General features: G+C 62.8%; 19 protein-coding genes and 1 riboswitch. Of the genes, 9 read left to right on the top strand and 10 right to left on the bottom strand.

What is annotated here, in order from left to right; all coding sequences use genetic code 11:
* Window positions 1-26 precede the first annotated feature (26 nt).
* From urtD to CRO06_RS00900, 8 genes are all read right to left on the bottom strand, one after another.
* Complete coding sequence (urtD, locus tag CRO06_RS00935) at window positions 27-857, bottom strand: urea ABC transporter ATP-binding protein UrtD (protein ID WP_022993894.1); 831 nt, start codon at window positions 855-857, stop codon at window positions 27-29.
* Window positions 844-2,016 carry an urea ABC transporter permease subunit UrtC gene (gene urtC / locus CRO06_RS00930; protein ID WP_097057510.1) on the bottom strand — a complete coding sequence of 391 codons (1,173 nt, stop codon included), beginning with the start codon at window positions 2,014-2,016 and terminating at the stop codon, window positions 844-846. Before urtC ends, urtD begins: the two co-directional genes overlap by 14 nt.
* On the bottom strand, window positions 2,016-3,632 hold the full coding sequence (gene urtB, locus CRO06_RS00925; protein WP_179746414.1) for an urea ABC transporter permease subunit UrtB: 1,617 nt from the start codon (window positions 3,630-3,632) through the stop codon (window positions 2,016-2,018). The genes urtC and urtB overlap by 1 nt, the downstream gene beginning before the upstream one ends.
* 94 nt (window positions 3,633-3,726) lie before the next feature.
* Entirely contained in the window at window positions 3,727-5,025 is a 1,299-nt protein-coding gene (urtA, locus tag CRO06_RS00920) for an urea ABC transporter substrate-binding protein (RefSeq protein WP_097057509.1), read from the bottom strand.
* Between the two features lie 48 nt (window positions 5,026-5,073).
* Complete coding sequence (locus CRO06_RS00915) at window positions 5,074-5,814, bottom strand: GntR family transcriptional regulator (protein WP_022993890.1); 741 nt, start codon at window positions 5,812-5,814, stop codon at window positions 5,074-5,076.
* Window positions 5,811-9,449, bottom strand: coding sequence for an urea carboxylase (gene uca / locus CRO06_RS00910; protein WP_425319665.1), 3,639 nt, complete (start codon window positions 9,447-9,449; stop codon window positions 5,811-5,813). The genes CRO06_RS00915 and uca overlap by 4 nt, the downstream gene beginning before the upstream one ends.
* A 15-nt stretch (window positions 9,450-9,464) precedes the next feature.
* Window positions 9,465-11,246 (bottom strand): allophanate hydrolase, encoded by a 1,782-nt coding sequence (atzF, locus tag CRO06_RS00905; protein WP_097057507.1) that lies wholly within the window; start codon window positions 11,244-11,246, stop codon window positions 9,465-9,467.
* 174 nt (window positions 11,247-11,420) lie between these two features.
* Entirely contained in the window at window positions 11,421-12,323 is a 903-nt protein-coding gene (locus CRO06_RS00900; protein WP_097057506.1) for a LysR family transcriptional regulator, read from the bottom strand.
* Between the two features lie 124 nt (window positions 12,324-12,447).
* On the opposite strand from CRO06_RS00900, the gene atzD reads away from it, so the two are divergent.
* From atzD to hpxZ, 9 genes are read left to right on the top strand one after another with little or no spacing between them, the layout of a single operon-like run.
* On the top strand, window positions 12,448-13,530 hold the full coding sequence (gene atzD, locus CRO06_RS00895) for a cyanuric acid amidohydrolase (RefSeq protein ID WP_097057505.1): 1,083 nt from the start codon (window positions 12,448-12,450) through the stop codon (window positions 13,528-13,530).
* Window positions 13,531-13,555: 25 nt separating this feature from the next.
* Window positions 13,556-14,665, top strand: a complete 1,110-nt coding sequence (locus CRO06_RS00890; RefSeq protein WP_097057504.1) for a BMP family ABC transporter substrate-binding protein — start codon at window positions 13,556-13,558, stop codon at window positions 14,663-14,665.
* 3 nt (window positions 14,666-14,668) lie between these two features.
* The gene (locus CRO06_RS00885; protein ID WP_097057503.1) at window positions 14,669-15,784 is read left to right on the top strand and encodes an ABC transporter permease; all 1,116 of its coding nucleotides are present in this window, start codon (window positions 14,669-14,671) and stop codon (window positions 15,782-15,784) included.
* The gene (locus CRO06_RS00880) at window positions 15,777-16,697 is read left to right on the top strand and encodes an ABC transporter permease (RefSeq protein WP_022993883.1); all 921 of its coding nucleotides are present in this window, start codon (window positions 15,777-15,779) and stop codon (window positions 16,695-16,697) included. Before CRO06_RS00885 ends, CRO06_RS00880 begins: the two co-directional genes overlap by 8 nt.
* An 11-nt stretch (window positions 16,698-16,708) precedes the next feature.
* Entirely contained in the window at window positions 16,709-17,731 is a 1,023-nt protein-coding gene (locus tag CRO06_RS00875) for a formamidase (protein WP_097057502.1), read from the top strand.
* 5 nt (window positions 17,732-17,736) lie between these two features.
* Window positions 17,737-18,426 carry a biuret amidohydrolase gene (biuH, locus tag CRO06_RS00870; RefSeq protein ID WP_055099808.1) on the top strand — a complete coding sequence of 230 codons (690 nt, stop codon included), beginning with the start codon at window positions 17,737-17,739 and terminating at the stop codon, window positions 18,424-18,426.
* A 2-nt stretch (window positions 18,427-18,428) separates the two neighbouring features.
* Complete coding sequence (locus CRO06_RS00865; RefSeq protein WP_022993880.1) at window positions 18,429-19,958, top strand: ABC transporter ATP-binding protein; 1,530 nt, start codon at window positions 18,429-18,431, stop codon at window positions 19,956-19,958.
* Entirely contained in the window at window positions 19,952-20,629 is a 678-nt protein-coding gene (locus CRO06_RS00860; protein WP_097057501.1) for a cysteine hydrolase family protein, read from the top strand. Before CRO06_RS00865 ends, CRO06_RS00860 begins: the two co-directional genes overlap by 7 nt.
* Window positions 20,626-21,033 carry an oxalurate catabolism protein HpxZ gene (gene hpxZ, locus CRO06_RS00855; RefSeq protein WP_022993878.1) on the top strand — a complete coding sequence of 136 codons (408 nt, stop codon included), beginning with the start codon at window positions 20,626-20,628 and terminating at the stop codon, window positions 21,031-21,033. Before CRO06_RS00860 ends, hpxZ begins: the two co-directional genes overlap by 4 nt.
* 38 nt (window positions 21,034-21,071) lie before the next feature.
* Here hpxZ and CRO06_RS00850 read toward each other — a convergent pair whose 3' ends face one another.
* Window positions 21,072-23,477 (bottom strand): glycerophosphodiester phosphodiesterase family protein, encoded by a 2,406-nt coding sequence (locus CRO06_RS00850; protein ID WP_097057500.1) that lies wholly within the window; start codon window positions 23,475-23,477, stop codon window positions 21,072-21,074.
* Window positions 23,478-23,627: 150 nt separating this feature from the next.
* Window positions 23,628-24,119 carry a 6,7-dimethyl-8-ribityllumazine synthase gene (locus CRO06_RS00845; protein ID WP_022993876.1) on the bottom strand — a complete coding sequence of 164 codons (492 nt, stop codon included), beginning with the start codon at window positions 24,117-24,119 and terminating at the stop codon, window positions 23,628-23,630.
* 102 nt (window positions 24,120-24,221) lie between these two features.
* A riboswitch (FMN riboswitch) is annotated at window positions 24,222-24,414 on the bottom strand.
* Window positions 24,415-24,594: the final 180 nt, after the last annotated feature.

The raw sequence follows: 24,594 nt of genomic DNA, 5'->3' as shown, positions 1-24,594 counted from the left end.
CCTGTTCATTGGTATGGGGCGGAGCGTTACTCGCCCAAATATACTTCGATCACTTTCGGGTCGTTCTGCACGTCCTGCATCTTGCCTTCGGCGAGGACGCTGCCCTGGTGCAGTACGGTGACGGTGCTGGCGATGCTGCGGATGAATTCCATATCGTGTTCCACCACCACCACGGAGTGCTCGCCGGCCAGTTGTTGAAGCAGTTCGGCGGTGCGCTCCACTTCCTGTCGGGTCATGCCGGCGATGGGTTCGTCCACCAGCAGTAGTTTCGGTTGCTGCATCAGCACCATGGCGATTTCCAGCCATTGCTTCTGCCCGTGGGACAGCGCGCCGGCCACATGGTCGTGCCGGTCCAGCAGGCCGACGGTGTCCAGGGTGGCGGCGATGCGGTCGCGCTGTTCGCCGTTGAGTGGATGCACCAGGGTATGCCAGGTGGTTTTCGGGCCGGCCATGGCCAGCTCCAGATTCTCCGCCGCGGTGTGTTCCGGAAACACGGTGGGCTTTTGGAACTTGCGACCGATGCCGGCGCCGGCGATTTCGGTTTCGCTCATGCGGGTCAGATCGAGGGTCTGGCCGAAAAAGCAGGTACCCTGGTCCGGCCGGGTCTTGCCGGTGATCACGTCCATCATGGTGGATTTGCCGGCGCCGTTGGGGCCGATGATGCAGCGCAGCTCACCGGGTTCGATGTACAGGGTCAGGTCGTTCAGCGCCTTGAAGCCGTCGAAGCTGACGGTGATGTTCTCCATGTACAGCAGGTATTTGCCGCCGGTGTCCAGCTCGCCCGGATTGATGGTGCGGGTGCCGGGGCGGACCACGTCGAACACCCGGTCACGGCGGAAGGTGTCACGCAGGTTCATGGGACGCCTCCGGCTGGTTGTCGTTGTCGGTGCCTTTACTGCCATTACTAGTGCCGCTGTTTTTGCGCAGGCGCTGACGGACATTGTCCGCCAGGCCCACCAGGCCACGCGGCAGGAACAGGGTCACCGCCACGAACAACCCCCCTAGGGCGAACAGCCAGGCTTCCGGCATGATGCCGGTGAACACGGTCTTGCCGTAGTTGACCAGAATGGCGCCGATCACCGCGCCATACAGAGTGGCGCGGCCGCCCACCGCCACCCACACTACCAGTTCGATGGAGTTGAGCGGTGAGAACTCGCCGGGGTTGATGATCCCCACTTGAGGTACATACAGGGCGCCGGCGATACCGGCCAGTACCGCGCTCAGGGTGAAAATCCACAGCTTGTAGTGCTCGGTGCGATAGCCGAGGAAGCGGGCGCGGGACTCACCGTCGCGCACCGCCATCACCACCCGGCCCATGCGGGAGCCGGTAATGTAGCGGCACAGTACGAAAGCTAGCGCCAGGGCAATGGCGGTGGCGATCAAGAGAGCCACCCGGGTGCTGTCCTCGCGCAACGAAAAGCCGAGAATGTCCTTGAAGTCGGTGAGGCCGTTGTTGCCGCCAAAACCCAGTTCGTTACGGAAGAACGCCAGCATCAACGCGTAGGTCAGCGCCTGGGTGATGATCGACAGGTACACTCCGGTGACGCGGGAGCGGAACGCCAGCCAGCCGAACACGAACGCCAGCAGCCCGGGCACCAGCGCGATCAGCACCATGGTGAACGGAAACGAATGGGAGCCGAGCCAGTACCAGGGCAGTTCCTGCCAGTTCAGAAACACCATGAAATCCGGCAGCACCGGGTTACCGTAGACGCCGCGATCGCCGATCTGACGCATCAGGTACATGCCCATGGCGTAGCCGCCCAGGGCGAAGAAGGCACCATGGCCGAGGCTGAGTATGCCGCAGTAGCCCCAGACCAGATCCAGGGCCATGGCCAGCAGCGCGTAACACAGATACTTGCCGAGCAGCGTGACCGTGTAGCTGCTCACATGCAGCCCGGAGTCCGCCGGGATCAGCTGATTCAACAGCACCACCAGGGCCACGGCGCCGAACAGGATGCCGATGAACCAGCGGGCGGCACGGTCGGTCAGGGCGGTTTTCAAATCCGAATGTCTCATTATTCCTCCGCGGCCCGGCCGCGCTGCGGGAACAGACCGCGCGGTTTGCGTTGAATGAACAGGATGATGAACACGAGCACGAAGATTTTCGCCAGCACCGCGCCGGAAACCGGCTCCAGCAGTTTGTTGGCGATACCCAGGCTGAAGGCCGCGGTGAGCGTGCCCCACAGATTGCCGACGCCGCCGAACACCACCACCATGAATGAGTCGATGATGTAGGCTTGGCCCAGGTTGGGGCCGACGTTGGTGAGCTGCGCCAGCGCCACGCCAGCGACACCGGCGATACCGGAGCCGAGCCCGAAGGTGAGGGCGTTGATGCGGTCGCTGCGGATACCGAGGCCGCGGGCGGTTTGCCGGTTCTGACTGACCGCGCGCACTTGCAGGCCCAGCCGGGTTTTCTTCAGCACCAGAAGCAGGCCGAGGAACACGGTAAGAGCGAAGGCGATGATGTAGAGGCGGTTAAAGGTCAGGGAGAACACCGGATTGATCTGCCAGGCGCCGCTCATCCACTCCGGCGTGACCACCGAGCGGTTCAGTGGCGAGAAAATCACTCGCACGGCTTGTTGCAGGATCAGGCTGATGCCGAAAGTGGCGAGCAGCGTTTCCAATGGGCGTCCGTAGAGATAGCGGATCACGAAGCGTTCGATCAGGACGCCGACAAAACCGGAGATCAGAAACGCCGCCGGTATGGCCACAAGCAGGGACCACTCATGGCCCTGGGGAAAAACCTGCTGCACCACGAAGGTGGTGTAGGCACCGAGCATGATCAGCTCGCCATGGGCCATGTTGATCACACCCATGACACCGAAGGTGATGGCCAGACCGATGGCGGCCAGCAACAGCACCGAGCCCAGGCTGAGGCCGAAGAACAGTGTATCGGCGGTCTGGTAACGGGCGGTACGGGCGTCGATACGCTTTAATGCGGTCTCCACCGCTTTGCGCTCACTGGGCGCGTAACTGTCGAGGCGGCTGCGCAGGGCGTTGCGCACCGTTGGTTCAAGGCTGCCGGACAGGGCTTCAATGGCGTTGAGGCGCGTATTCAGGTCGCTGTCCTCGGAATACAGGGCGGCGGTGTTCAGCGTGGTATCGATGGCCGCCGCTACCGAGGTATTGTCTTCCCGTGCGCGCCGTTCGCGCAGAGCGGCCAGCAGGTCGGGATCCTTGGTACCGATCAGGCTGGTGGCGGCGGCCCGGCGCTGTGCGGCGTCCGGGTTGTTCAGGCCGACCGCCGCTTGCAGATTCTCGATCTGCCGGCGCAGACGGTTATTGATGGTAATTGGCGCGGCGGCCCGTGACTCCACCGTGCCCAGGTCCGCTTCACTGAGCGGGTCATGGAGTCGCCAGCCGCCGTCGGCGCGCTCGCCGAGCACGATGCGGTCGTTGGCACGGTCCAGCAGCAGGCGCCGGTCTTGCAACGCTTTGAGCAGCGCATCCGCCCGGGGATGGCCGGAATGAGCCAGCGCATCGATGGCGGCGGCTTTGTCGTCGAAGCTGCGGCTGCGCAGATGCTGCAGCACCTCTTCTATAGTGGTTGTCGGTTCAGTGGCCGGCGATTCGGCCTGAGCCACACTCGTCAGACACAATAGGGCGAGTGCGAGCGCGAAAACCCTGAGCATGGTGGCTCCTCATTGCATAAGCGTCGGAGGCCGGGGACCGGCCTCGACGGCGTTTCCCAAGGTGCATCCCTTTTTTGAGGGACAACGGAAACGATTACTGCGCGGCCTGACCGCCGCAGGTTTTGGTTTTGCTGTTGTAGTTGCCGCAGTTGATCGGCTTGGTCCAGTCGGCGATCAGGTCCTTGGAGCCGGGCAGGAAGTCTGACCAGGCATCGCCGGCCACCAGGCCGTCGGTCTGCCAGACCACGGCGAACTGGCCGTCGTCCTGGATTTCGCCGATCAGCACCGGTTTGGAGAGATGGTGGTTTTTGTTCATCACCGCGGTACCGCCGGTAAGGTTGGCGGTAGTGATGCCGATCATGGCGTCGGCGACTTTGTCGGTGTCGGTGGACTTGGCTTTCTCCACCGCCTTGGCCCACATGTTGAAGCCGATATAGGTGGCTTCCATGGGGTCGTTGGTTACCCGTTTGCTGTCACCGATGTAGTCGTGCCATTGCTTGATGAAGCTGTTGTTCTCGTCGGTGTAGACGCTTTGGAAATAATTCCAGGCGGCCAGGTGGCCGACCAGCGGGCCGGTGTCGACACCGGACAGTTCCTGCTCGCCGACGGAGAACGCCACCACCGGGATGTCGGCGGCGTCGATGCCCTGGTTGCCCAGTTCCTTGTAGAACGGTACGTTGGCGTCACCATTGATGGTGGACACCACCGCGGTTTTCTTGCCCTGGCTGCCGAATTCCTTGATGCGGGAAACGATGGACTGCCAGTCGGAGTGACCGAACGGGGTGTAGTTGATCATGATGTCCTCGTCAGCCACGCCTTTGCTTTTCAGGTAGGCTTCGAGGATCTTGTTGGTGGTGCGAGGATAAACGTAATCGGTGCCCGCCAGCACGAAGCGTTCGGCGCCCAACTCGTCGATCAGATAGTCCACCGCCGGAATGGCCTGCTGGTTCGGTGCCGCGCCGGTGTAGAACACGTTCTTGGAGGACTCCTCGCCTTCGTATTGAACCGGATAGAACAATAGGCCGTTGAGTTCCTCCACCACCGGCAGCACGGACTTGCGTGATACCGAAGTCCAGCAGCCGAAGATAACGTCGACTTTTTCCTTGCTGATCAGCTCACGGGCCTTTTCCGCGAACAGCGGCCAGTTGGAAGCGGGGTCGACCACCACCGGCTCCAGCTTCTTGCCAAGCAGTCCGCCTTTCTTGTTCTGTTCTTCCACCAGCATCAATACGGTGTCCTTGAGCGTGGATTCACTGATCGCCATGGTGCCGGACAGTGAATGCAGAATCCCCACCTTGATGGTGTCGGCGGCATTGGCCAGGGCCGACAGTGACAGCGCACCGGCGGCGAGCCCGGCCTGGGCCAGTCGTTGCCAACGTCTTTTCATGATCATGGTTTTCCCCTCTGTATCATTGCCGATTGAAGTGCCAGGTTGTGCGCATCACGCTCCGGCTCGGGAGCCGGAGGCGGGCGCGGGCAGGGCATCGCCGGTATCTCCGCTACCTTGACGCCGTGCCTCGTAAAGCATGTGCAGGGTGATTTTGCGAACCTCGTTGCGGCTCGCCTCGATGTGCGCCTTGAGCATGATCTGCGCCGGCTCCACCCGCCGGTGCAGAATCGTCTCGAGAATCGCGTGATGCTCGTCGTAGGTGGCATCGATGCGCGCGCGCTTGGTGAAGTCCAGGCGGCGAATGATGCGCAGCCGCTCGGTGATGTTTTGATGGATGCGTGTCATCTCACCGTTGCCGGCGGTACGCACCAGTTCGCTGTGGAAATTCTCGTCCAGATTAAGTACGCCGCTGATGTCCCGCAGCCGCTGGTCCTCCGGTACGCCCCACAGGGACATCAGGGGTTGCAGCGTATCGGCCAGATTCTCCAGCTCGCAGAGCCGGCGCACCGCCGCGCATTCCAGCACGGTGCGAACGTCGTAAAGCTCTTCGAAATAATGAAAGTCGAAGGGCTTCACCTGCCAGCCGTTGCGTGGGGAAACTTCCACATAGCCTTCCCGCTCCAGCCGGAACAGGGCCTCCCGCACCGGCGTGCGCGAGGCGCCGGTACGTTGCGCCATTTCGTTTTCGCTGAAGCGGTCGCCGGGCAGCAGCCGGAATTCAAAGATGTCGTCCTTGATGTCCTGATAGACCTTGTCGGCCAGCTGCTTGCCACGGCGCGGGGACGAGATCATGCGGCGCTCTCCGTATCAATGACCGCCACCGGATCACCGGCGTTGATCAGGGTGCCGGGCTTGCAGTGCAGGCCGGTGACGGTGCCGGCGGCGCTGGCGGTGATGGCGAACTCCATCTTCATCGCTTCCACCACCACCAGGGTTTGTCCGGCCTCCACCTGAGCGCCTTCTTCCACCAGCAGCTTCCATACGTTGCCGCTGATCTCGGCGCTGACCACGTGGCCGTCGAGATCGCCGATTTCCACCTTATTGCCCAATAACGCGGATTCCACCGCCGCGTCCTCGTCCTGCCAGCGCTGCACTTCGGCCTGGTAGGCGCTTTGCTGGCGCTCGCGGAACGCTTCCATTTCCGGCTCGATGCTTTCCAGGAAGGCGCGGTACTCCGCCAGGCTGAACGGTTCCTCGGTGATTTCCACCTGCAGGCGGCCTTCGCGGAAAGCGTCGCGCATTTCCCCCAGCTCCGCCTCGCTTACCGGGTAGTAGCGCACCTGGTCGAAGAACTTCAGCAACCAGGGCTCGCCGGGTTTGAATTGCGGGTTCTTCAGATGCTTGTTCCAGATCGGCAGGGTGCGGCCCACCAACTGATAACCGCCGGGAGAGTCCATGCCGTAGATGCACATATAGACGCCGCCAATGCCGACGGTGCCTTCGGCGGTATAGGTACGGGCCGGGTTGTACTTGGAGGTCATCAGGCGGTGACGGGGATCCACCGGCACCGCGCAGGGCGCGCCCAGATAGACGTCGCCGAGACCGAGCACCATGTAGCTGGCGTCGTAAACGATACGTTTGACCGCCTCGATGGAATCCAGCCCGTTGATGCGGCGGATGAACTCCGCGTTGTTGGGCAGCCAGGGGGCGTCCGGGCGGATGGTTTCCTGATAGCGCTGTACCGCGTCGAGGGTGGCGCTGTCCTCGAACGCCAGTGGCAGGTGCACCACCCGGGTGGGCACCACCAGATCGTCCACGGAACCGATGGCCGCTTCCCGTTCCAGCAGCGCGTCCACCAGATCCTGTTGGTGCAATACGCGGGAATCGTAGTGCACCTGCAGGCTGCGCACGCCGGGAGACAACTCAAGAATGCCGTCCACCGGTTTGGATTTCAGTGATTCCATCAAGGCGTGGACACGGAAGCGCAACGCCAGATCGAGCACGTTTTCGCCGTACTCGATCAGAATGTATTTGTCGCCGGCCTGGCGGTAGGTGATGCGTGGCACATCGCCGTCCGCCTCCCGTTCCGCCAGCATGGTGGGCGAGGTGGTGCCCTCCGGCATGGCAGTGGGTGTGGCCGGGGCGGGTGTTACCGGCCGCAGACTCTCGATGCTTCGATCCTGGGCCTGCTCCAGCGCCAGCGCCTGATCAAAGTCGATGGCGACGAAACGAATCGAGTCGCCGGGTTTCAGCTGCCCGACCTTCCACAGTTCGGCCTTGGCGATGGTCACCGGGCAGACGAAGCCGCCGAGACTCGGGCCGTCCTTGGTCAGGATCACCGGGAAGTCGCCGGTGAAGTTGATCGAACCGATGGCGTACTCGTTATCGTGCAGGTTGGACGGATGCAGCCCGGCTTCGCCGCCGTCGGTGCGCGCCCAGGTGGGTTTCGGGCCGGTCAGGCGGATACCCAGGCGGTTGGAGTTGTAGTGCACCTGATAGTCAGCGCCGAAGAAGGTATCGATGGCCTCCTGGGTGAAATAATCCGGCGCGCCGTGGGGACCGTACAGTACCTTGATTTCCCAATGCTGCGGATAGTCCGGGATCAGTGTGCCCTCCGCCGGTGACGGTTCATGCACCGGCGCCGGGGTCGGGCAGCCGGGCAACTGAGGCTGGCACAGGGACAGCACATCACCCTTGCGCAAAGTACGGCCGCCGTGTCCGCCGAACTGTCCCAGCACGAAAGTGGATTTGCTGCCCAGGTAATCGGGCACGTCGATACCATTACGTATGGCGATGTAGGTGCGGCAGCCGCTGGTCACCTTGCCGGTGACCAGGGTCTGGCCGGCACGGACCCGTATCGGTTGCCACAGCGCGACGGCTTCCCCGTCCAGGGTGGCGTCACAGGTGGCGCCGGTGAGGGCGACAATCGTTTCGCTATGGAAGTACAGAGTCGGGCCGATCAGTGTGGCTTCCAGGCCGGCGGCGCTGTCGTGGTTGCCGACGATGCGGTTGGCCAGACGGAACGCGTAATCATCCATCGGGCCGGAGGGCGGCACGCCGATATCCCAGTAGCCGGCACGGCCAGGATAGTCCTGCACCGTGGTATAGGTCCCCGGTTCCTGTACCTCGAATACTCGGGGACGATATTCGAAGGTCTCCAGATAACGAGTGGAGACGCGGCCTGCCGCCACGTTCGGGTCGATCAGAATCTGCCGCAGGTAATCCAGGTTGGTGGCAATGCCGCTGAGGCGGGTTTCCGCCAGGGCGTTCTGCATTTTCCGTAGAGCGGCTTCGCGATCGTCGGCATGGACGATCAGTTTCGCCAGCAGAGGATCGTAGTGCGGGCTGACCACGGTGCCGGTGTCGACCCAGCCGTCCAGACGCGCCGCCGCCGGGAAAGCCACTTCGGTAAGCTCGCCGGGGCTGGGCTGGAACGCCTTCAGCGGGTCTTCCGCATAAATACGAACCTCCATGGCGTGACCATTGACCTGATAGGCCCGGTCCAGCGGTGGCCGTTCCCCTCCGGCCAGCATCACCATCCAGGCCACCAGATCGACGCCGAAGATTTCTTCGGTGACGCCGTGCTCCACCTGCAGGCGAGTGTTGACCTCGAGGAAATAGAACTCGTCGCGCTCGTCGTCGTACACGTACTCGACGGTGCCGGCGGAGCGGTAGTTGACCGACTCACCAAGGCGGCGCGCGCTTTCGCGCAACTGTTCTCGGGTGGCCTCGGGCAGATTCGGAGCCGGGGTTTCCTCGACCACCTTCTGGTTGCGGCGTTGCAGCGAACACTCCCGCTCCCCCAACGCCAGAACGGTCCCGTCGCCGTCACCGAAAATCTGTACTTCGATATGGCGGGCCCGGGCCACGAACCGCTCCAGGAACACGCCGCTGTCGGAGAAGAAACTTTCGCCAAGCCGGCGCACGGATTCAAACGCCGCCACCAGCTCCTCTTCGCTATTGCAGCGGGTCAGGCCGATGCCGCCGCCGCCGGCGGTGCTTTTCAGCATCACCGGATAGCCGATTTCCAAGGCGGCTTGCCGGGCTTCATCCAGATCCTGCAGCAGTCCGGTACCCGGTGCCAGCGGCACGCCGGCGGCTTCGGCCAGGGCGCGGGCTTCGTGCTTGAGCCCGAATTGGCGCAACTGCGTTGGCGTCGGCCCGATGAAGGCGATGCCCTCGGCGTCACAGGCTTCGGCGAAGTCGGCGTTCTCGGAAAGAAAACCGTAACCGGGAATGATACCGTCGGCGCCGGTTTCCCGCGCTGCCTTCAGAATGGCGTCGGTACGCAAATAGCTTTCGGCGGCGGTCTGGCCGCCCAGGGCCACCGCTTCATCGGCGGCGCTGACGTGCTGACTGTTGCGGTCGGCGTCGGAGTATACCGCCACGGAGGCGATGCCCATTTGTTTCAGGGTGCGGCAGATGCGGACCGCGATTTCCCCCCGATTGGCGATGAGCACTTTTTTCAATCCGGTTGTCTTCAACATCATTCCGATCCCGTTTTAGTTTGCCGTGTTTTGCCGTTGGGCGATGTAGGCCCGCCAGCCCCCCAATGCGGTGATGTCGGTGGCGTCGTCGATGGCCCAGCCTTCACAGATGAACCCTTTCACCAGGCGGCCATCGGCGGTTTCCAGCGAGCCGATCCCCAGCGGTGGCGGGATCAGCCCGACAAAGCTGCCGAACTCGCTGACCGGCAATTGCCACAGTTCGATCTGAATGGCGGCGCCGTCATCGCTTTTGATCAGGCCGGGTTTTGGCGGTGTGGTATTGGCCAGGGCATAAAGGCGGTAACAGGGCGCGGTTTCGGTAGCTTCCAGCAAGACGCCGCCGCGTTCGGTAAGTTGGCCATTCAGAGGCATGCCGCTGAGGTGGGCGCCCACCACCGCGACGGTGATGTGATCGGCGTCGTCTTCGCTGGCTTGCGCGGGGGTGACTCGCGGCAGATCGCTGCCCACGGCTCCGGCCTGCCAGGGCTGATGCCGTTGCCAGCGGCGCCCGAATTCGGCCAGGGCGGCGTCGTGCCAGGCCGGGCCGATCAGCGTGATACCACAGGGCAGACCGTCCTCGCGGAAGCCGCCGGGCAGGGCCAGAGCGCATTGGTCGAGCAGATTGACGAAGTTGGTCCAAACGCCGAGCTGGCTGTTGAGACGGATCGGATCGGCGTTGACCGCGTCGATGCGATAGATGCCCGGTGAGGTCGGCACCAGCAGCGCATCCACCTGGGACAGCAGCGCGTCGGCCTGGCGTTTCAGATCCGCCAGTTTGTATTGCGCTCGGAAAGCATCGACCGCGCTCATGCCCTCGGCCACGCCGATGACATCGCGGATCACCGGCAGCAGCGCGTCCTGATTCTGCATCAAGGGCTCCGCCACGGAGTAACGCTCGGCTACCCAGGGGCCCTGATAGAGCAGGGCGGCGGTGTCGTGCAGCGCCTGCAGGTCCAGTGGCACTAATTCGGCGATGTCGGCCATGGCGCTGAGCTGCTGTTTCCAGGCCTGCTCCGCCTGAGTGTCGTCAAACCAGGGCAACTGATCGGGAATACCCAGTCGCGGTCTCGCCGGCAGGGCCTTGGGGCGTGCCGCCGGGTCCGGGCGGCTGTAGCCGTCCTCGGCATCGTAGCCGCGATACAGGTCGTAAACGGTTTCCGCATCCGCCACTGACAGGGCGAATACACTCACGCAATCCAGAGTCCGGCAAGCCGGTACCACGCCGCGAGTGCTCATGCTGCCCTTGGTGGGTTTCAGGCCGACGGTGTTGGTGAAACCGGCGGGCACACGACCGGAACCGGCGGTGTCGGTACCCAGCGCGAACGGCACCAATCCCTGGGAAACCACGGCGGCGGAGCCGGAGCTGGAGCCGCCGGTGATGTAGTCCGGATTGAACGGATTGGGTACTGCGCCGTAGGGCGAGCGCACCCCGACCAGCCCGGTGGCCAGCTGATCCAGATTGGTTTTACCGACCAGAATGGCGCCGGCATCCAGCAACGCCTGTACCACCGGGGCGGTGTGGTCAGCGGTATAAGTGAAAGCGGGGCAGGCGGCGGTGGTCGGCAGACCGGCCACGTCAATGTTGTCTTTCACCGCGAAAGGAACGCCGTAAAGAGGCAGGGATGGATCGCTCAGTTGTTTGGCCCGGGCCACCAGAGCGGACTCGTCCAGCAGGTGAATCCACAGACTCCGCTCACTGTCACGCAGAGTCGTGTACAGCGCCTTCATTGCCGAGACCGGCGTGTAGTCTCCCGTCTGATAGGCGTCACGCCATTGTTCCAGAGTCCAGCCAAGCACGTTCGCATACCTCGTTGTATACCAGTAGGTATGCGAGTCAGTGCAAAGGCGGTGCCAACCTGGAGCCGTGCGCTATATATAGGGAAATATCGCCTATTCGCCGGTGCCGGGGCGGGGATTATCCGGGCTGTCCGTGCGCTGTTCTGGGGCGCAGGCCCCAGAAAGGGGCAGGTATCAGGAGGTTTCCTCCCGCAGACGTTGCTTCAAATATTCGGCGAAGCGCGCGGTGGCTACTGGCAGCGAGCGGGAATGCTCCATGCACAAGGTCAGGCGGCCGCGCCGCAGGCCCCGATCGGACAGTGGCAGAGCATGCATGCCGCCGGGCAGATGAGCCGGTGGCATGCCGCTTTGTATTTGAAAGCACACGCCGCCGCTTTTGATGGCGAAGTTACGCATCATCTCGAAGGAGTTGGATTCCAGCGCCGGTTCCAGCCGTAGCGAGCGGCGGGCCAGAAATTCATCCAGCAGAGCACGCCCGCCCAGTGAGGTGTCCGGCACCGCCAGAGGGTAGGCGATACAGTCGGACAGACGAACCGACGCTCGTGCCGCCAGCGGATGATCCGGTGCCACGAACGCGCAGAGCCGTTGCTCCACTTCGAGAAGCGGCCGGATTTCGGCATCGGCCGGTGGATTGAATACCAGACCGATGTCCGCCTCGAACTCTTTCAGCCGGGTATGGATGTCGCCACGCCCGCAGATGTAAACGCGAAAACGGATCTTGGGGTGGCGCTGCTGAAAGGCCTCTATGGTCCTGGGCAGGAACTCGGCGGCCATGCCCTCGATGGCGGCAATGCGGACTTCCCCGCGCCGGACACTTCGCAAGTCCTCGATCTCCGAGAGCATGCGTTCCGAGTCGGCGATCTGCTTGCGGGCATAGGCGACGAAGAGTTCGCCGGCGGCGGTGAGCCGCACGCCGCGCGGTCGCCGTTCGAATAACGCCGTGCCGATTTCGTCTTCGATATCCAGGATGCGGCGATTGACCGCCGAGGACACCACGTTGAGTTGTTCCGCGGCTTTGCGAATGGAGCCGCTGCGGGCAACAGCGTCAACGTAACGGAGCAGACGCAGGTTATACATGAGCGGGCTCTCCGATTGAGTGATGCCCTAACGGCATCGCAATGATGAAAAAATAGCGCTGGTTTGATTCGCCGGATCAATCTTATCGTGCTCCCGTTTCGAGGCCCACCGGAGATTACCCGTCATGAAAACCCGCGTTCACCGTTTCGCCACTGCCGCTCCCGACGATGTTTCCCCTCTGCGACGGGCGCTGGACGAAGGCGGGATCAACGCGGAAAAGGTGATCGCGATTCTCGGCAAGACCGAAGGCAACGGTTGCGTCAACGACTTCACTCGCGCGCTGTCCACCCTGGCGCTGACCCGGCTTTTCTCCGAGGTTCTGGGTCTGAGCGACGAAGCGGTGGCGGAACGCATTGCATTGGTCATGTCCGGTGGCACCGAAGGGGGATTGTCACCGCATATTCTGGTGTTCGAGGTGATGGACGAGCCCGCGCTCTCGACGTCGCCTGGGCTGGCGGCGGGCGTCGCGTTCACGCCGTCCTTTTTGCCGGAGCAGATCGGCCGGCGGGCGCAGATCGATGCCACCGCGCAAGCGGTACGCGAGGCCATGGCCCGCGCCGGCATCGAGCGCGACGAGGACGTGCATTTCGTGCAGATCAAATGCCCGTTGTTGACCTCCGCCCGCTGTGACGAAGCGGCCCGGCGGGGCGCCGCCGTCGCCACTACCGACACCTATGAGTCGATGGCGTATTCGCGCGGCGCTTCGGCGCTTGGCGTGGCGCTTGCATTGGGGGAGATCGAGCCGGCGCAACTGCGGGACGCCGCCGTTTGTCACGAGTTCGGCCTGTACTCCGGCCGCGCCAGTACTTCCGCCGGGATTGAATTGATGCGCAACGAAATCCTGGTGCTCGGTAACGCGCCGGGGTGGGACGCGGAATTCCGTATCGGCCATGACGTGATGGCCGATGCCCTGGACGCCGATGCCGTGACCCGCGCGCTTGCCCGGGTGCCCGGTGCCGGTGCCGGTGAGTTGGTGGCGCTGCTGGCCAAGGCGGAACCGTCGCGCAACGGCCTGATTCGCGGTCACCGCCACATCATGTGGGATGACAGTGACATCAATGCCACCCGCCATGCCCGGGCCCTGGTTGGTGGGGTGTTGGCGGGACGTACCGGGCATACCGCCTTGTTTGTTTCCGGGGGCGCCGAACATCAGGGGCCGGATGGTGGCGGCCCCTTGGCGGTGATTACTCACGCGCTGATTTCTTAATGATCCAATTTACGAGGTCTCTCCGATGCCAATCCTGAATCGTCGTTCTTTCATCAAGGCCGCCGGTGTGCTCGGTGCCAGCGCGGCACTGCCGGTCAATCTGGCTCGCGCCGCCGACAAACCGGTGACCGTGGGTTTCATTTATGTCGGTGCCAAGGACGACTTCGGCTACAACCAGGCCCACGCCGAGGCGGCGGCGATCATCAAGGGGTTACCCAACGTCACCGTGATCGAGGAGGAAAACGTTCCAGAAACGGTGGCGGTGCAACGGTCCATGGAGGCGATGATCCGCCAGGACGGTGCCCAGCTTATTTTCCCCACCTCGTTCGGTTACTTCGACCCGCATGTGATCAAGGTGGCGCGCAAGTATCCGGAGGTACGTTTCGCCCATTGCGGCGGGCTTTGGCAAAAAGGGGTTCATCCGGACAACGCCGGCAGCTTCTTCGGTTACATCGACGAGGGCCAGTACCTCAATGGTGTGGTCGCCGGGCATATGAGCAAGAGCAAGAAGCTGGGATTCGTGGCCGCCAAGCCGATCCCTCAGGTATTGCGTAACCTGAATGCCTTCACGCTTGGCGCGCGCTCGGTGGACCCTGAGATCACCACCACGGTGATTTTCACCGGCGACTGGTCGCTGCCGGTGAAGGAAGCGGAAGCCGCCAACAGCCTCATCGACCAGGGCTGTGATGTGCTCACCTGTCACGTCGATGGTCCCAAGGTGTTGGTGGAAACCGCGGAAAAACGGGGCGTGATGACCTGCGGCTACCACGCCAGTCAGGCAGCCCTGGCGCCGAAAGGGTATCTCACCGGTGCCGAATGGAACTGGGAGACGCCCTACCGCGCCCACGTGATGGCTCTGCAGTCCGGAGCGCCAATGAACAACTTCATGCGTGGCGGTTTGAAGGAAGGGTTCGTCAAGACTTCCCCTTACGGGCCGGCGGTGAGTGACGCGGCCAAGGCGGCGGCGGACGCCGTCAAGGCCAGTATGCTCAAGTGCGAGTTCTCCATCTTTACCGGCCCGATCAGGAACAACGCCGGTGAGGTGATGGTGGCCGAGGGGACGGTACTGACACAAACGGATGTGGTGCTGGAGAGGATGGACTATCTGGTGGAAGGCGTGCGCGGCCAGATCTGACCGATGTCGATACGTATTCCTCCCGTTGCCGCTCGCGGGCTGGCTTTGGGCCTGCCCGCGCTGCCCACGGTGCTGGCGGTGGCCACGACCGTGCTGTTGTTCTCCGTGTTTCTCTGGGCCCGGGAAATACCGGTTCTGGAAGCCGGGGCGCTGATTTATCAGGGTGCCTTCGGCTCGACGTTTTCCTGGGAAAACACACTTCTGCGCGCGGCGCCGCTGATGCTGACGGCATTGTGCGTGGCGTTGCCGGCGCGGGCCGGCCTGATCATCATCGGCGGCGAAGGAGCGCTGGTGCTGGGCGGGTTGGCGGCGGCGGTGACGCCGCTGTGGCTGCCGGCGTTGCCTGCCTCGTTGATGTGGGTGGCGATGGCCGCCGCCGCCATGGCCATGGGTGGCTTCTGGATCGGTCTCAGTGGTTGGATGCGCCAGCGGCGCGGCGTCAACGAGACCATCGGCAGCCTGCTGCTTTCCTATATTGCCCTGGCGGTGTTCCGGCATCTGGTGGAAGGCCCGCTGCGGGATCCCGCCAGTTTGAACAAGCCGTCCACGGCACCGTTGCCGGATGCCTACAGCGTGGGCGTGATCAGCGATACGTTCTATGTGCATTGGGGCCTGGTGGCCGGCGTGGTGGTTTGCGCGCTGGCCCATGTGCTGGTTCGCCACAGTGTTTCCGGTTTCGCCTTTTCCATTGTCGGCGGCAACGTGCGCGCCGCCCGCATGATCGGACTGCCGGTAAACCGCCTGGTGCTGGTGACCTGTGTGCTGGGCGGAGCGGCCGCCGGTCTGGCCGGTATGTTCGAAGTGGCGGCGGTTCAGGGCAGCGCCAACGCGGCTTTGATCGCTGGTTATGGCACCAGTGGCATCCTGGTGGCCTTCGCTGCTCGTCATAACCCGTTGGCGATCATCGTTTGCGCGATTCTGCTCGGCGGGGTCGAAGCCAGCGGCAGCCTGCTGCAACGGCGGCTGGGGCTGCCCGATGCCACCACTTTGATTCTCGAAGGCGTGCTGTTCGTCAATCTGCTGGCCTGGGAGGCATTGAACGGCCGTGTTCTGCATTGGCGTATTCATTGGCGGGAGCGGGGCCGGACGCCGGCCGAAGGGGTGGTGCAACATGGCTGAAATCGACTATTCGGTGTTGCTGCTGGCTTTGCTGGCCGGCGCCATACGGGTGGGAACACCGTTCCTGTTCGTCAGTCTCGGCGAATGTCTGACCGAGAAAGGCGGGCGCATCAATCTGGGCCTGGAAGGCATTCTCGTGGTCGGCGCCATGAGCGGCTACGCGGTGGCCTATCTCACCGATTCCGCCTGGCTCGGTGTGCTGGCCGCCGGTTGCGCCGGCGGCGCGCTCGGTGCTTTCCACGGCGTGATCTGCTCACTGCCTCGGGTCAATGACATCGCTTTCGGTATCGCCCTGATCCTGCTGGGTACCGGTCTGGCGTTCTTTTTCGGCAAGGCGTTCATCCAGCCGCAGGCGCCGTCTTTGCCGTCCATCGAGCTGGGCGCCTGGAGCGATGACGCCCGGGTGCGCTCCGCTCTGTCGGTGAATGTTCTGTTTTTTATCGGTGTGGCCCTGACGTTGCTGATGCACTGGGGTTTGCGTGCCACCCGTTGGGGATTGGTGCTGCGATTGGTGGGGGATCACGCCCAATCCGCCCGGGCCCTTGGATACCGGCCGGCGCTGGTGCGCACCCTGGCCACCGCCGGCGGCGGCTTCCTGGCCGGTGTCGGTGGCGCCTATCTGTCTCTCTACTACCCCGGCAGCTGGAATGAAGGGCTTTCCAGTGGCCAGGGACTGATGGCCGTGGCGCTGGTGATTTTCGCCCGCTGGCAACCACTGAACTGTTTGTGGGCGGCTTTGTTGTTCGGCGCCTCCGGCGCGGTCGGCCCGGCGTTGCAGGCGGTGGGCATCAGCAGTGGTTATTACCTGTTCGCGGCCATGCCTTACGCCCTCACTCTGCTGGTGATGTACCTGTCCTGCCGACCCAATCAAACCCTCAGCGGCGCGCCCGGTGAGTTGAGCCTCAATCGATAGGAGACGATGACATGAGCAGTGGCCTTGGAGGCTTGAATAAATCCCCGAACGGTGTGGTTGTCGGCCTGGCGCAACTGGCGTTACCGGATCCGCACAGTCGCGACGAAGTGTGGCAACAAACACAGAACGTAATCCGGATGATTGGCAAGGCCCGGCGCGGTATGCCGGAGATGGATCTGATCGTATTCCCCGAGTACTCGTTGCACGGGTTGTCCATGGACACCTCCGATGAGGTCCTGTGCTCCCTTGATGGTCCGGAAGTCAGCGCGCTGCGCGAGGCCTGCGTTGAAAACCGCATCTGGGGCTGCTTCTCGATCATGGAAGCCAATCCCGGAGGCAATCCGTTCAACAGCGGTCTGATCATCGATGATCAGGGCGAGATTCAGTTGTACTACCGCAAATTGCATCCCTGGGTACCGGTGGAGCCTTGGGAGCCGGGCGACCTGGGAATCCCAGTGTGCGACGGCCCCAAAGGGTGCAAGCTGGCGCTGATCATTTGCCATGACGGCATGTTCCCGGAAATGGCGCGGGAGTGCGCCTATAAAGGCGCGGAAATCATGATTCGCACCGCCGGTTACACCGCGCCCATCCGGCATTCCTGGAAAATCACCAACCAGGCCAATGCATTCTGCAACCTGATGCAAACCGCCAGCGTCTGCATGTGCGGCTCCGACGGTACTTTCGATTCCATGGGCGAAGCCATGTTCGTCAACTTTGACGGCGTGCCACTGGTGGAAGGAAGCGGCCGGGCCGATGAAATCGTCTGCTGCGAGCTGCGTCCTGATCTGGTACGCGAGGCGCGGCGGCACTGGGGCGTGGAAAACAATATCTATCAGTTCGGCCATCGCGGTTACGTGGCGGTGAAAGGCGGAGCTGGAGACTGCCCCTATACCTACATGCACGACCTGGCCGCCGGCCGTTACCGGCTGCCGTGGGAAGAGCAGGTGATGCACACCGACGGACGCGCTTTCGGGTTCGACGCGCCGGAACGCCTTTACTCGCCCTGCGGCGATCACGTCGACCAGAAGGATTGAATGTCATGCCACCACGTTACCTGGATTCGGAACCCTATCCGTGGCCGTACAACGGCGAACTGACGCCGCAAAATACCGCGCTGATCGTGATCGATATGCAGACCGATTTCTGCGGTGCCGGCGGTTACGTCGACACCATGGGCTACGATCTGTCGCTGACCCGGGCACCGATTGAACCGATCAAAGCCGTGCTGACGCTGATGCGGGAGCAAGGATTCTGCATCATTCATACCCGCGAAGGGCACCGCCCGGATTTGTCCGACTTGCCCGCCAACAAGCGCTGGCGTTCGCGGCGCATCGGTGCCGGTATCGGTGATCCGGGGCCCTGTGGCCGCATTCTGGTCCGCGGCGAACCGGGCTGGGAGATCATACCGGAGCTGGCGCCGCTGGGCGGTGAGGTGATCATCGACAAGCCTGGTAAGGGCTCGTTCTGCGCTACTGATCTTGAATTGATTCTGCGTACCCGTGGCATCGAAAACCTCATCCTGACGGGCATCACCACCGATGTGTGTGTGCACACCACCATGCGTGAAGCCAATGACCGGGGTTTCGAGTGCCTGCTGCTGGAGGACTGTTGCGGTGCCACCGACGCCGGCAATCACGCCGCCGCGATCAACATGGTGAAGATGCAGGGGGGCGTGTTCGGCGCGGTGTCGGACTCCGAAACCCTGTTGCGAACCCTGAACGGAGCCTGATCATGCGGGCACTGAGCCTGGAAACTCTCAGCGCGGGGAAATCCTACGGACATTTTCGCGCGCTCGATGGGGTATCCCTGAAAGTGCGTGCCGGCACCGTGCATGCGTTGCTGGGTGAGAACGGCGCCGGTAAAAGCACGCTGGTGAAAGGTCTGGTGGGCTACGATCCGCTGGACAGCGGGTCGATTCTGGTGAGTGATCGCGAGCGGCAAATCCGTGCGCCGCGCGAGGCGCATGCGCTCGGCATCGGCATGGTCTACCAGCACTTCACGGTAGCGCCGGGCCTTAGCGTGGCGGAGAACCTGGTGTTGTCCCGCGACGATCCGCCATTGCGAATCCGGTGGAAAGCGGAACGGGAGCGGTTGCGGGCGTTCATGGACGAGATGCCGTTCCAACTGGACCCGGACCGTCCGGTGAGCGGGCTCGCCGCCGGTGAGAAGCAGAAGTTGGAAATTCTCAAACAGCTTTATTTACAGCGCCGTTTCATCATTCTCGATGAACCGACCTCGGTGCTGACGCCGCAGGAGGCGGATGAAGTGCTCGGGCTGATGCGGGGCCTCGCTCACGCCGGGGAAGTCTCGGTTCTGATGATCACGCACAAGTTCCGGGAAGTCACCGCCTTTGCCGATGACGTGACCGTTCTGCGCAAGGGCGCCATGGTGGGTAGCTGCGCGGTGGCGGACACCACGGTGGAGGCATTGTCCGGTTGGATGATGGGGCGGGCCCCAACCCATAACACCGTGGTGGAGCGGCCGCCGGTGAACGAGAAGGTCGAACCGTGCCTGCGTGTCACGGATATGGTGGCGCATAACGACAAGGGCGTTGAGGCGGTGCACCGGGTTTCCCTGTCGGTGCGCCCTGGGGAAATCGTCGGCATCGCCGGTATTTCCGGCAATGGCCAGAAAGAGCTTACCGAGGTGCTGCTCGGGCAGCGGCAGGCGGAGAGCGGGTCGGTTTTCATTAACGGCCGCCCCTACCATGGCCGACGTGAGGAAATGCTGCGGGAGAAAGTACACAGCCTGCCGGAGGAACCTTTGCGTAACGCTTGTATCGGCACCATGAGCGTGGCGGAGAATCTGGCGTTGCGGCAGTTTGATCAACCCGCGCTGTGTCGTTGGGGCTGGTGGATCAACCGGGCCGCCATCGACAAACAGGCTGGTGAGCGTATCGAGCGCTTCCAGGTCAGCCCGGCGGACCCGGCGCGTCCAATCCAGACTCTTTCCGGCGGCAATGTGCAACGGGTGGTGCTGGCGCGGGAACTGACCGAGGAGGTAGCGGTGCTGATCGTGTCCAATCCGGTGTTCGGTCTCGATTTCGCCTCCGTGGCGATGATCCACCAGCGTCTGCTGGAGGCGCGCAATCGCGGTGCCGGGGTGTTGTTGCTGAGCGAAGACCTGGACGAACTATTGGAGCTGGCGGACCGGATTCTGGTGATCCATGACGGCCACATCAGCTACCAGACCCGCGCCGCCGAGGCCAATCGGGTTGAACTGGGACGCCACATGGCTGGTGTGGAGGCGGAGGCATGTTGAACGTTAGCGCGAAGCCGAATGCTTTCCCCCTTGATCCCGGCCACTGCGCCTTGGTGGTGATCGATATGCAGCGGGATTTCATCGAACCCGGCGGGTTTGGCGCGGCGCTTGGCAATGATGTGTCCCGGCTGGCGCCGGTGGTGCCGAAGGTGGCGGCGCTGCTGGCGCTGGCCAGGGAGCAGCGGCTGACGGTGGTCCATACCCGTGAATCGCATTTGCCGGATCTGTCCGATTGCCCGCCGTTGAAACGGAACAAACTGCCAGCGGGGCGCCGCATTGGCGATGACGGGCCAATGGGACGGATCCTGGTGCGCGGCGAGCCCGGCAACCGGATCCTCGATACAGTGGCCCCCGAGCCCGGTGAGTGGCAGGTGGATAAGCCGGGAAAAGGGATGTTCCATGCCACCGGGCTGGATCAGCGCCTGCGCGACGCGGGTATCACTCAGTTGATTTTCGCCGGCGTCACCACCGAAGTCTGTGTACAAACCAGCATGCGTGAGGCCTGCGATCGGGGCTATGACTGCCTGGTGATCGAGGATGCCACGGAAAGCTACTTCCCCGAATTCAAAGCCGCCACTCTGGCGATGATCGTGGCCCAGGGCGGTATCGTCGGACGGTGCGCCTCACTGGATGCGTTGCGCCGGGCTTTCCAACAAGGAGCGAATGCATGACCGCTCAGGACATCAATATTCCCTCGGTAGTGGCCGAGGTGCGCGCCGCCTTCGAGGCGTATGAAGCGGCGCTGTTGGCCAACCGGCTGGAGGCGTTGGACCGGGCTTTCTGGGACGCGGAGGCAACGGTGCGCTACGGCGTTGCCGAGAATTTATACGGTGCCGACACCATCGCCCGCTATCGTCGTCAGTGCGAGCCGGTGCCCGCCAGTCGCCGGCTGCTGAATACCGTGATCACCACTTATGGTGCCGACGCCGCCACGGTCAGCACCCAATTCCGTAACGGTGACAGTCAGCAATTGGGGCGCCAGATGCAGACCTGGATCCGTTTCGAGGACGGCTGGAAGGTGGTGGCGGCCCATGTCAGCGTGGACTTGGCCACACTGGGCGGGGCACCGGACTGAATGGAAAGCCGCCGGCCGGAAGGCCGGCGGTCCCGGTCTCAGCGGATGCTGACTGAAACCGGTGCGGAGTAGAGACGGTATTGACGGCCTTCACCGAGGTTCTCGGTGTGGCCCAACAGCACCGTGGCGCTACCGGTGCCGTTGAAAACCACCTGGCCGTCGGCGCTGGTGTAATCCACGGTACTGTCGATCACCAGCATCTGATTGCTGGTGGCTTCCTGCTGGCGGCCATCCTGCAACGTCAGCGTGATCGGCGCGCCGGCGGTTTCCCCGACGTTGACGATGACCTGCGTATTGTCGGTGGCGACACTCACCGGATAGGCACTGAACCACTGGGCGTAGTCGGTGGTCAGGCCGTGCGTGCCGGCGGTGTAGAACGTCTCGGCGATGGTTTGATCACGGAAGGTCCAGGGCCAGAAGGTGGTGCCGCGGTGCTTGGCGGCTTCCATCAGCGTATTGTTCAGGCTGCCGTAGGACGGGTTGAAGGTGGAGGACAAGGTCTGTGTGGCGGACAGAATCCGGCGCAGGGATTTCCGCAGGTCGCTGTCGGCGCCGACGCTGTTCAGATAGCCGACGGTGACTTCCGGCATGATTTCGCGCATCCGCAACAACTGACTGTCGGAGAACGAGATCACCACCACTTGATCGGCCACGCCATATTCATCGATGGCGGTCTTCAGATGGTCGATGATTTCCGGCTTGCCGCTCTTGATTTCGACGAAGTGAATCACCGGCTTGCCTTTGAACGCCTCGAAGAATTCGTTCAGGGTCGGCACTTTCAAACCGGTCAGAGAGTCATGCTCGATATTGAGCGCCTTGACCTGCTCCAGCGTCATCTCCTCGATATTGCCGGTGCCATCCGTGGTTCGGTCCACCGTGCCGTCGTGCATGATTACCACGTGATTGTCGGTGGTTAGATAGATGTCATTCTCGATCGCGTCGGCCCCCAGTTCCCAGGCGTGTTGCGCGCCTTCCAGGGTGTTCTCCGGGTACAGGGAAGGCACTCCCCGGTGGCCGACCACCAGCGGTTTGCGCAATAGCGTATGTTCCGGGAAACGCCCCAACAGGTCAGCGTAGAGCGCGGTATCGGCGCTGACGATACCGTTGACCCCGGTGGTGAGCAGTTCCGCCGCCCGGGTGGCGGAGGTATTGGCGGAGCCGGCCCAGACCGTGATCAGCATCCGCTGCAGGTACGCCACGCTGTCCCGAGTGACCAGGCTGGTTGGCAAAAGGGCGATCTTGGCGCCGGCCCGGTTGGTGGCGTGGACCACGCCAAGCAGATCCTGACGTGTATTGCCGAGGGAAGCGCCGGAGAGATCCAGGGCGGCCCGCGCCATCGGCATTGCCTCGCGGGCGGCGGCCAGCAGATCGGCGTCGTTGGACAGCAGCGTCAGGTCCATCAAATTGCGCTCGGTGACCAGTGCGCTCAGAGTGGTAATGGTATCGGCATCCCGAATGCGCAGCGTTGGAATGGCGTTCACCGGCTCCTGGTCCAGATAGTCCGCCAGCGTGGTAATGACCTGGTCATTGTCATCGAGCAGGTTCAGATTTTTATCCAGAGTGAACAGCACATTGCTGGCTTGGAGTCCGGACAGATCGGTGTCCGCCTGTGCGGTTCGCACCAGCGTCGGCGCCATGGCGACGCCGGTTTCCGGTTCATTGATGGTGAAGACGGTGGGGAGATTCGGCAGGGCGTCGAGTTGTTCGGTGACGGTGACCCGATCCACCCGGAACAGGGTTCCCGCCGCTTGCAGAGCAAGGCCGCCCTGGCTGTATTGACTGTCCAGTTCGCCGTTTTCCAGCAACTCGCCGTTGATGAACTGTTGTACCCGGCCGCCTTGAACGATGATGGTGACGTTGTAGGTTTTTTCAGCGTCTATGGCTTCGGAATAAGGGGCTTTTTCAAGGATGGTCCAGCCGCCGGAACGGAATGCCAGTTCCGTGCCGTTGCTGGCGGTGGCGCCCTGACGAATCGCCATCTGGTAGTAAGGTTCAAAGGATTGACCGGCGCGATATATGAAGCCGACCCAGCGTGACGCGGTATTGGCGCTGGCGATGGTGAATTCCGCATCAATGCGGTAATCGCCGGTGGCGCCCAGCTCCGCCGGCAGAGTGACGGCGGTGGCGGTGTAATTGTCAGCCCGGCCGTCGATAAACAAACTGCCGTCCTGTACATAGGCGGCGTTATCGACGCCATTGTATTGTGCCCATCCTTCCGGGAGCGTGTCGCCCTCGAAGGTTTCGTCCAGCAGTATCCGAGGTTCCGGTTCTGGTTCTCCTGGCTCTCCAGGTTCGCCGGGTTCTTCCGGTTCTCCGGGTTCACCAGGTTCGGTGGGCGGGTTTTCGGGATCCGGTGCCGGATCGTTGTGATTACTGGAGGAGTTACAAGCCGCGATAAGTAAAGAAAGACACAGCAGCGTCAGACGCCAAATCCGTTGTGACATGGTCGGGTTCCCTTGATGAAAAGAAGCCCAGCGAGTCTAGGTTCGGAGAATGACAACCGGCTTGCAGTTTGGTGAAACGGATTATGACGATGAAATGCCGGTAACGGCCGGCTTGGCGACGTTATCGCGAAGCCGGCCATGACATCGGTGCTACAGGAAGGATCTGGCGTCGGAGGTGCGGCGCATGGCGCCGTCGGCGGCGTTCGCCAGCTCCTGTCCCTTGGTGACGAAATGCCGGGAAAAATAATCATGGTGCTCGGTATGTTCATGGAAATGATGCGGCGTGAGCACCGCGGTGAGAACCGGCACTTCCGTTTCCAGCTGCACCTGCATCAGGCCGTTGATGACCGCCGTGGCGACGAAATCATGGCGATAAATACCGCCGTCCACCACCAGGCCGCTGCAGGCGATCGCCGCGTAGCGTCCGGATTTGGCCAGCAGTTTGGCTTGCAGGGGGATTTCGTAGGCGCCGGGTACCGCGATCACGTCGATCTGGTCGTCGCCGTAGCCGAGGCGGCCCAGTTCTTCGCGAAAGCCGGCCAGACACTGGAGCACGATGTCCTGGTGCCAACTGGCGTGGATAAAAGCCAGGCGCTGTTGTTCGGGATGGTAAGGCTGGGTGGAACTCTGGGTCTGATTCATGCCGTTTTCCTGAGTGGCGTTGAGATGAATCAGGGCGAACGTGGGCCGGTGCCGGCGCGAAGGCAACGCCTGGGCGTGCCGCCACGGAGGCAGGGGGAACCGTCCCGTTCTCTCTTATCCGGACTATCACCGTCGGCTCTGGAATCACACCAGATCTGCTGACCCCGTGACCATGAGGCAGACCGGACCGCCAGTAGACATTGACGATGGATGGCCTTTGGCCGCGGGCGCTCGCGGGCTTGGGAGAGGCTCCCTTACCGCCGGTGGGGACTTTCACCCCGCCCCGAGAACGATCCGGCGACAGGGTCGCCGGGCAAGGCAATATAGAAAGTCTGTTGCCCTGAGTCAAAAGCGGATTTGCAACCAAATCGCCATGCCGTTGTCGATAATCGGGATGCCCGCTGACCGCGCGGCCCCGAACCCCGGTGTTTCCGGTGCTTGGGCGCGACCTCGCGATCGGGTATGGTGGCGCCCT

This window comes from Alloalcanivorax xenomutans, from assembly GCF_900217905.1.
GTDB lineage: Bacteria > Pseudomonadota > Gammaproteobacteria > Pseudomonadales > Alcanivoracaceae > Alloalcanivorax > Alloalcanivorax xenomutans.
Note: the sequence above shows the minus strand (reverse complement) of the source record. Positions and strands in the feature narration are given on the sequence as shown.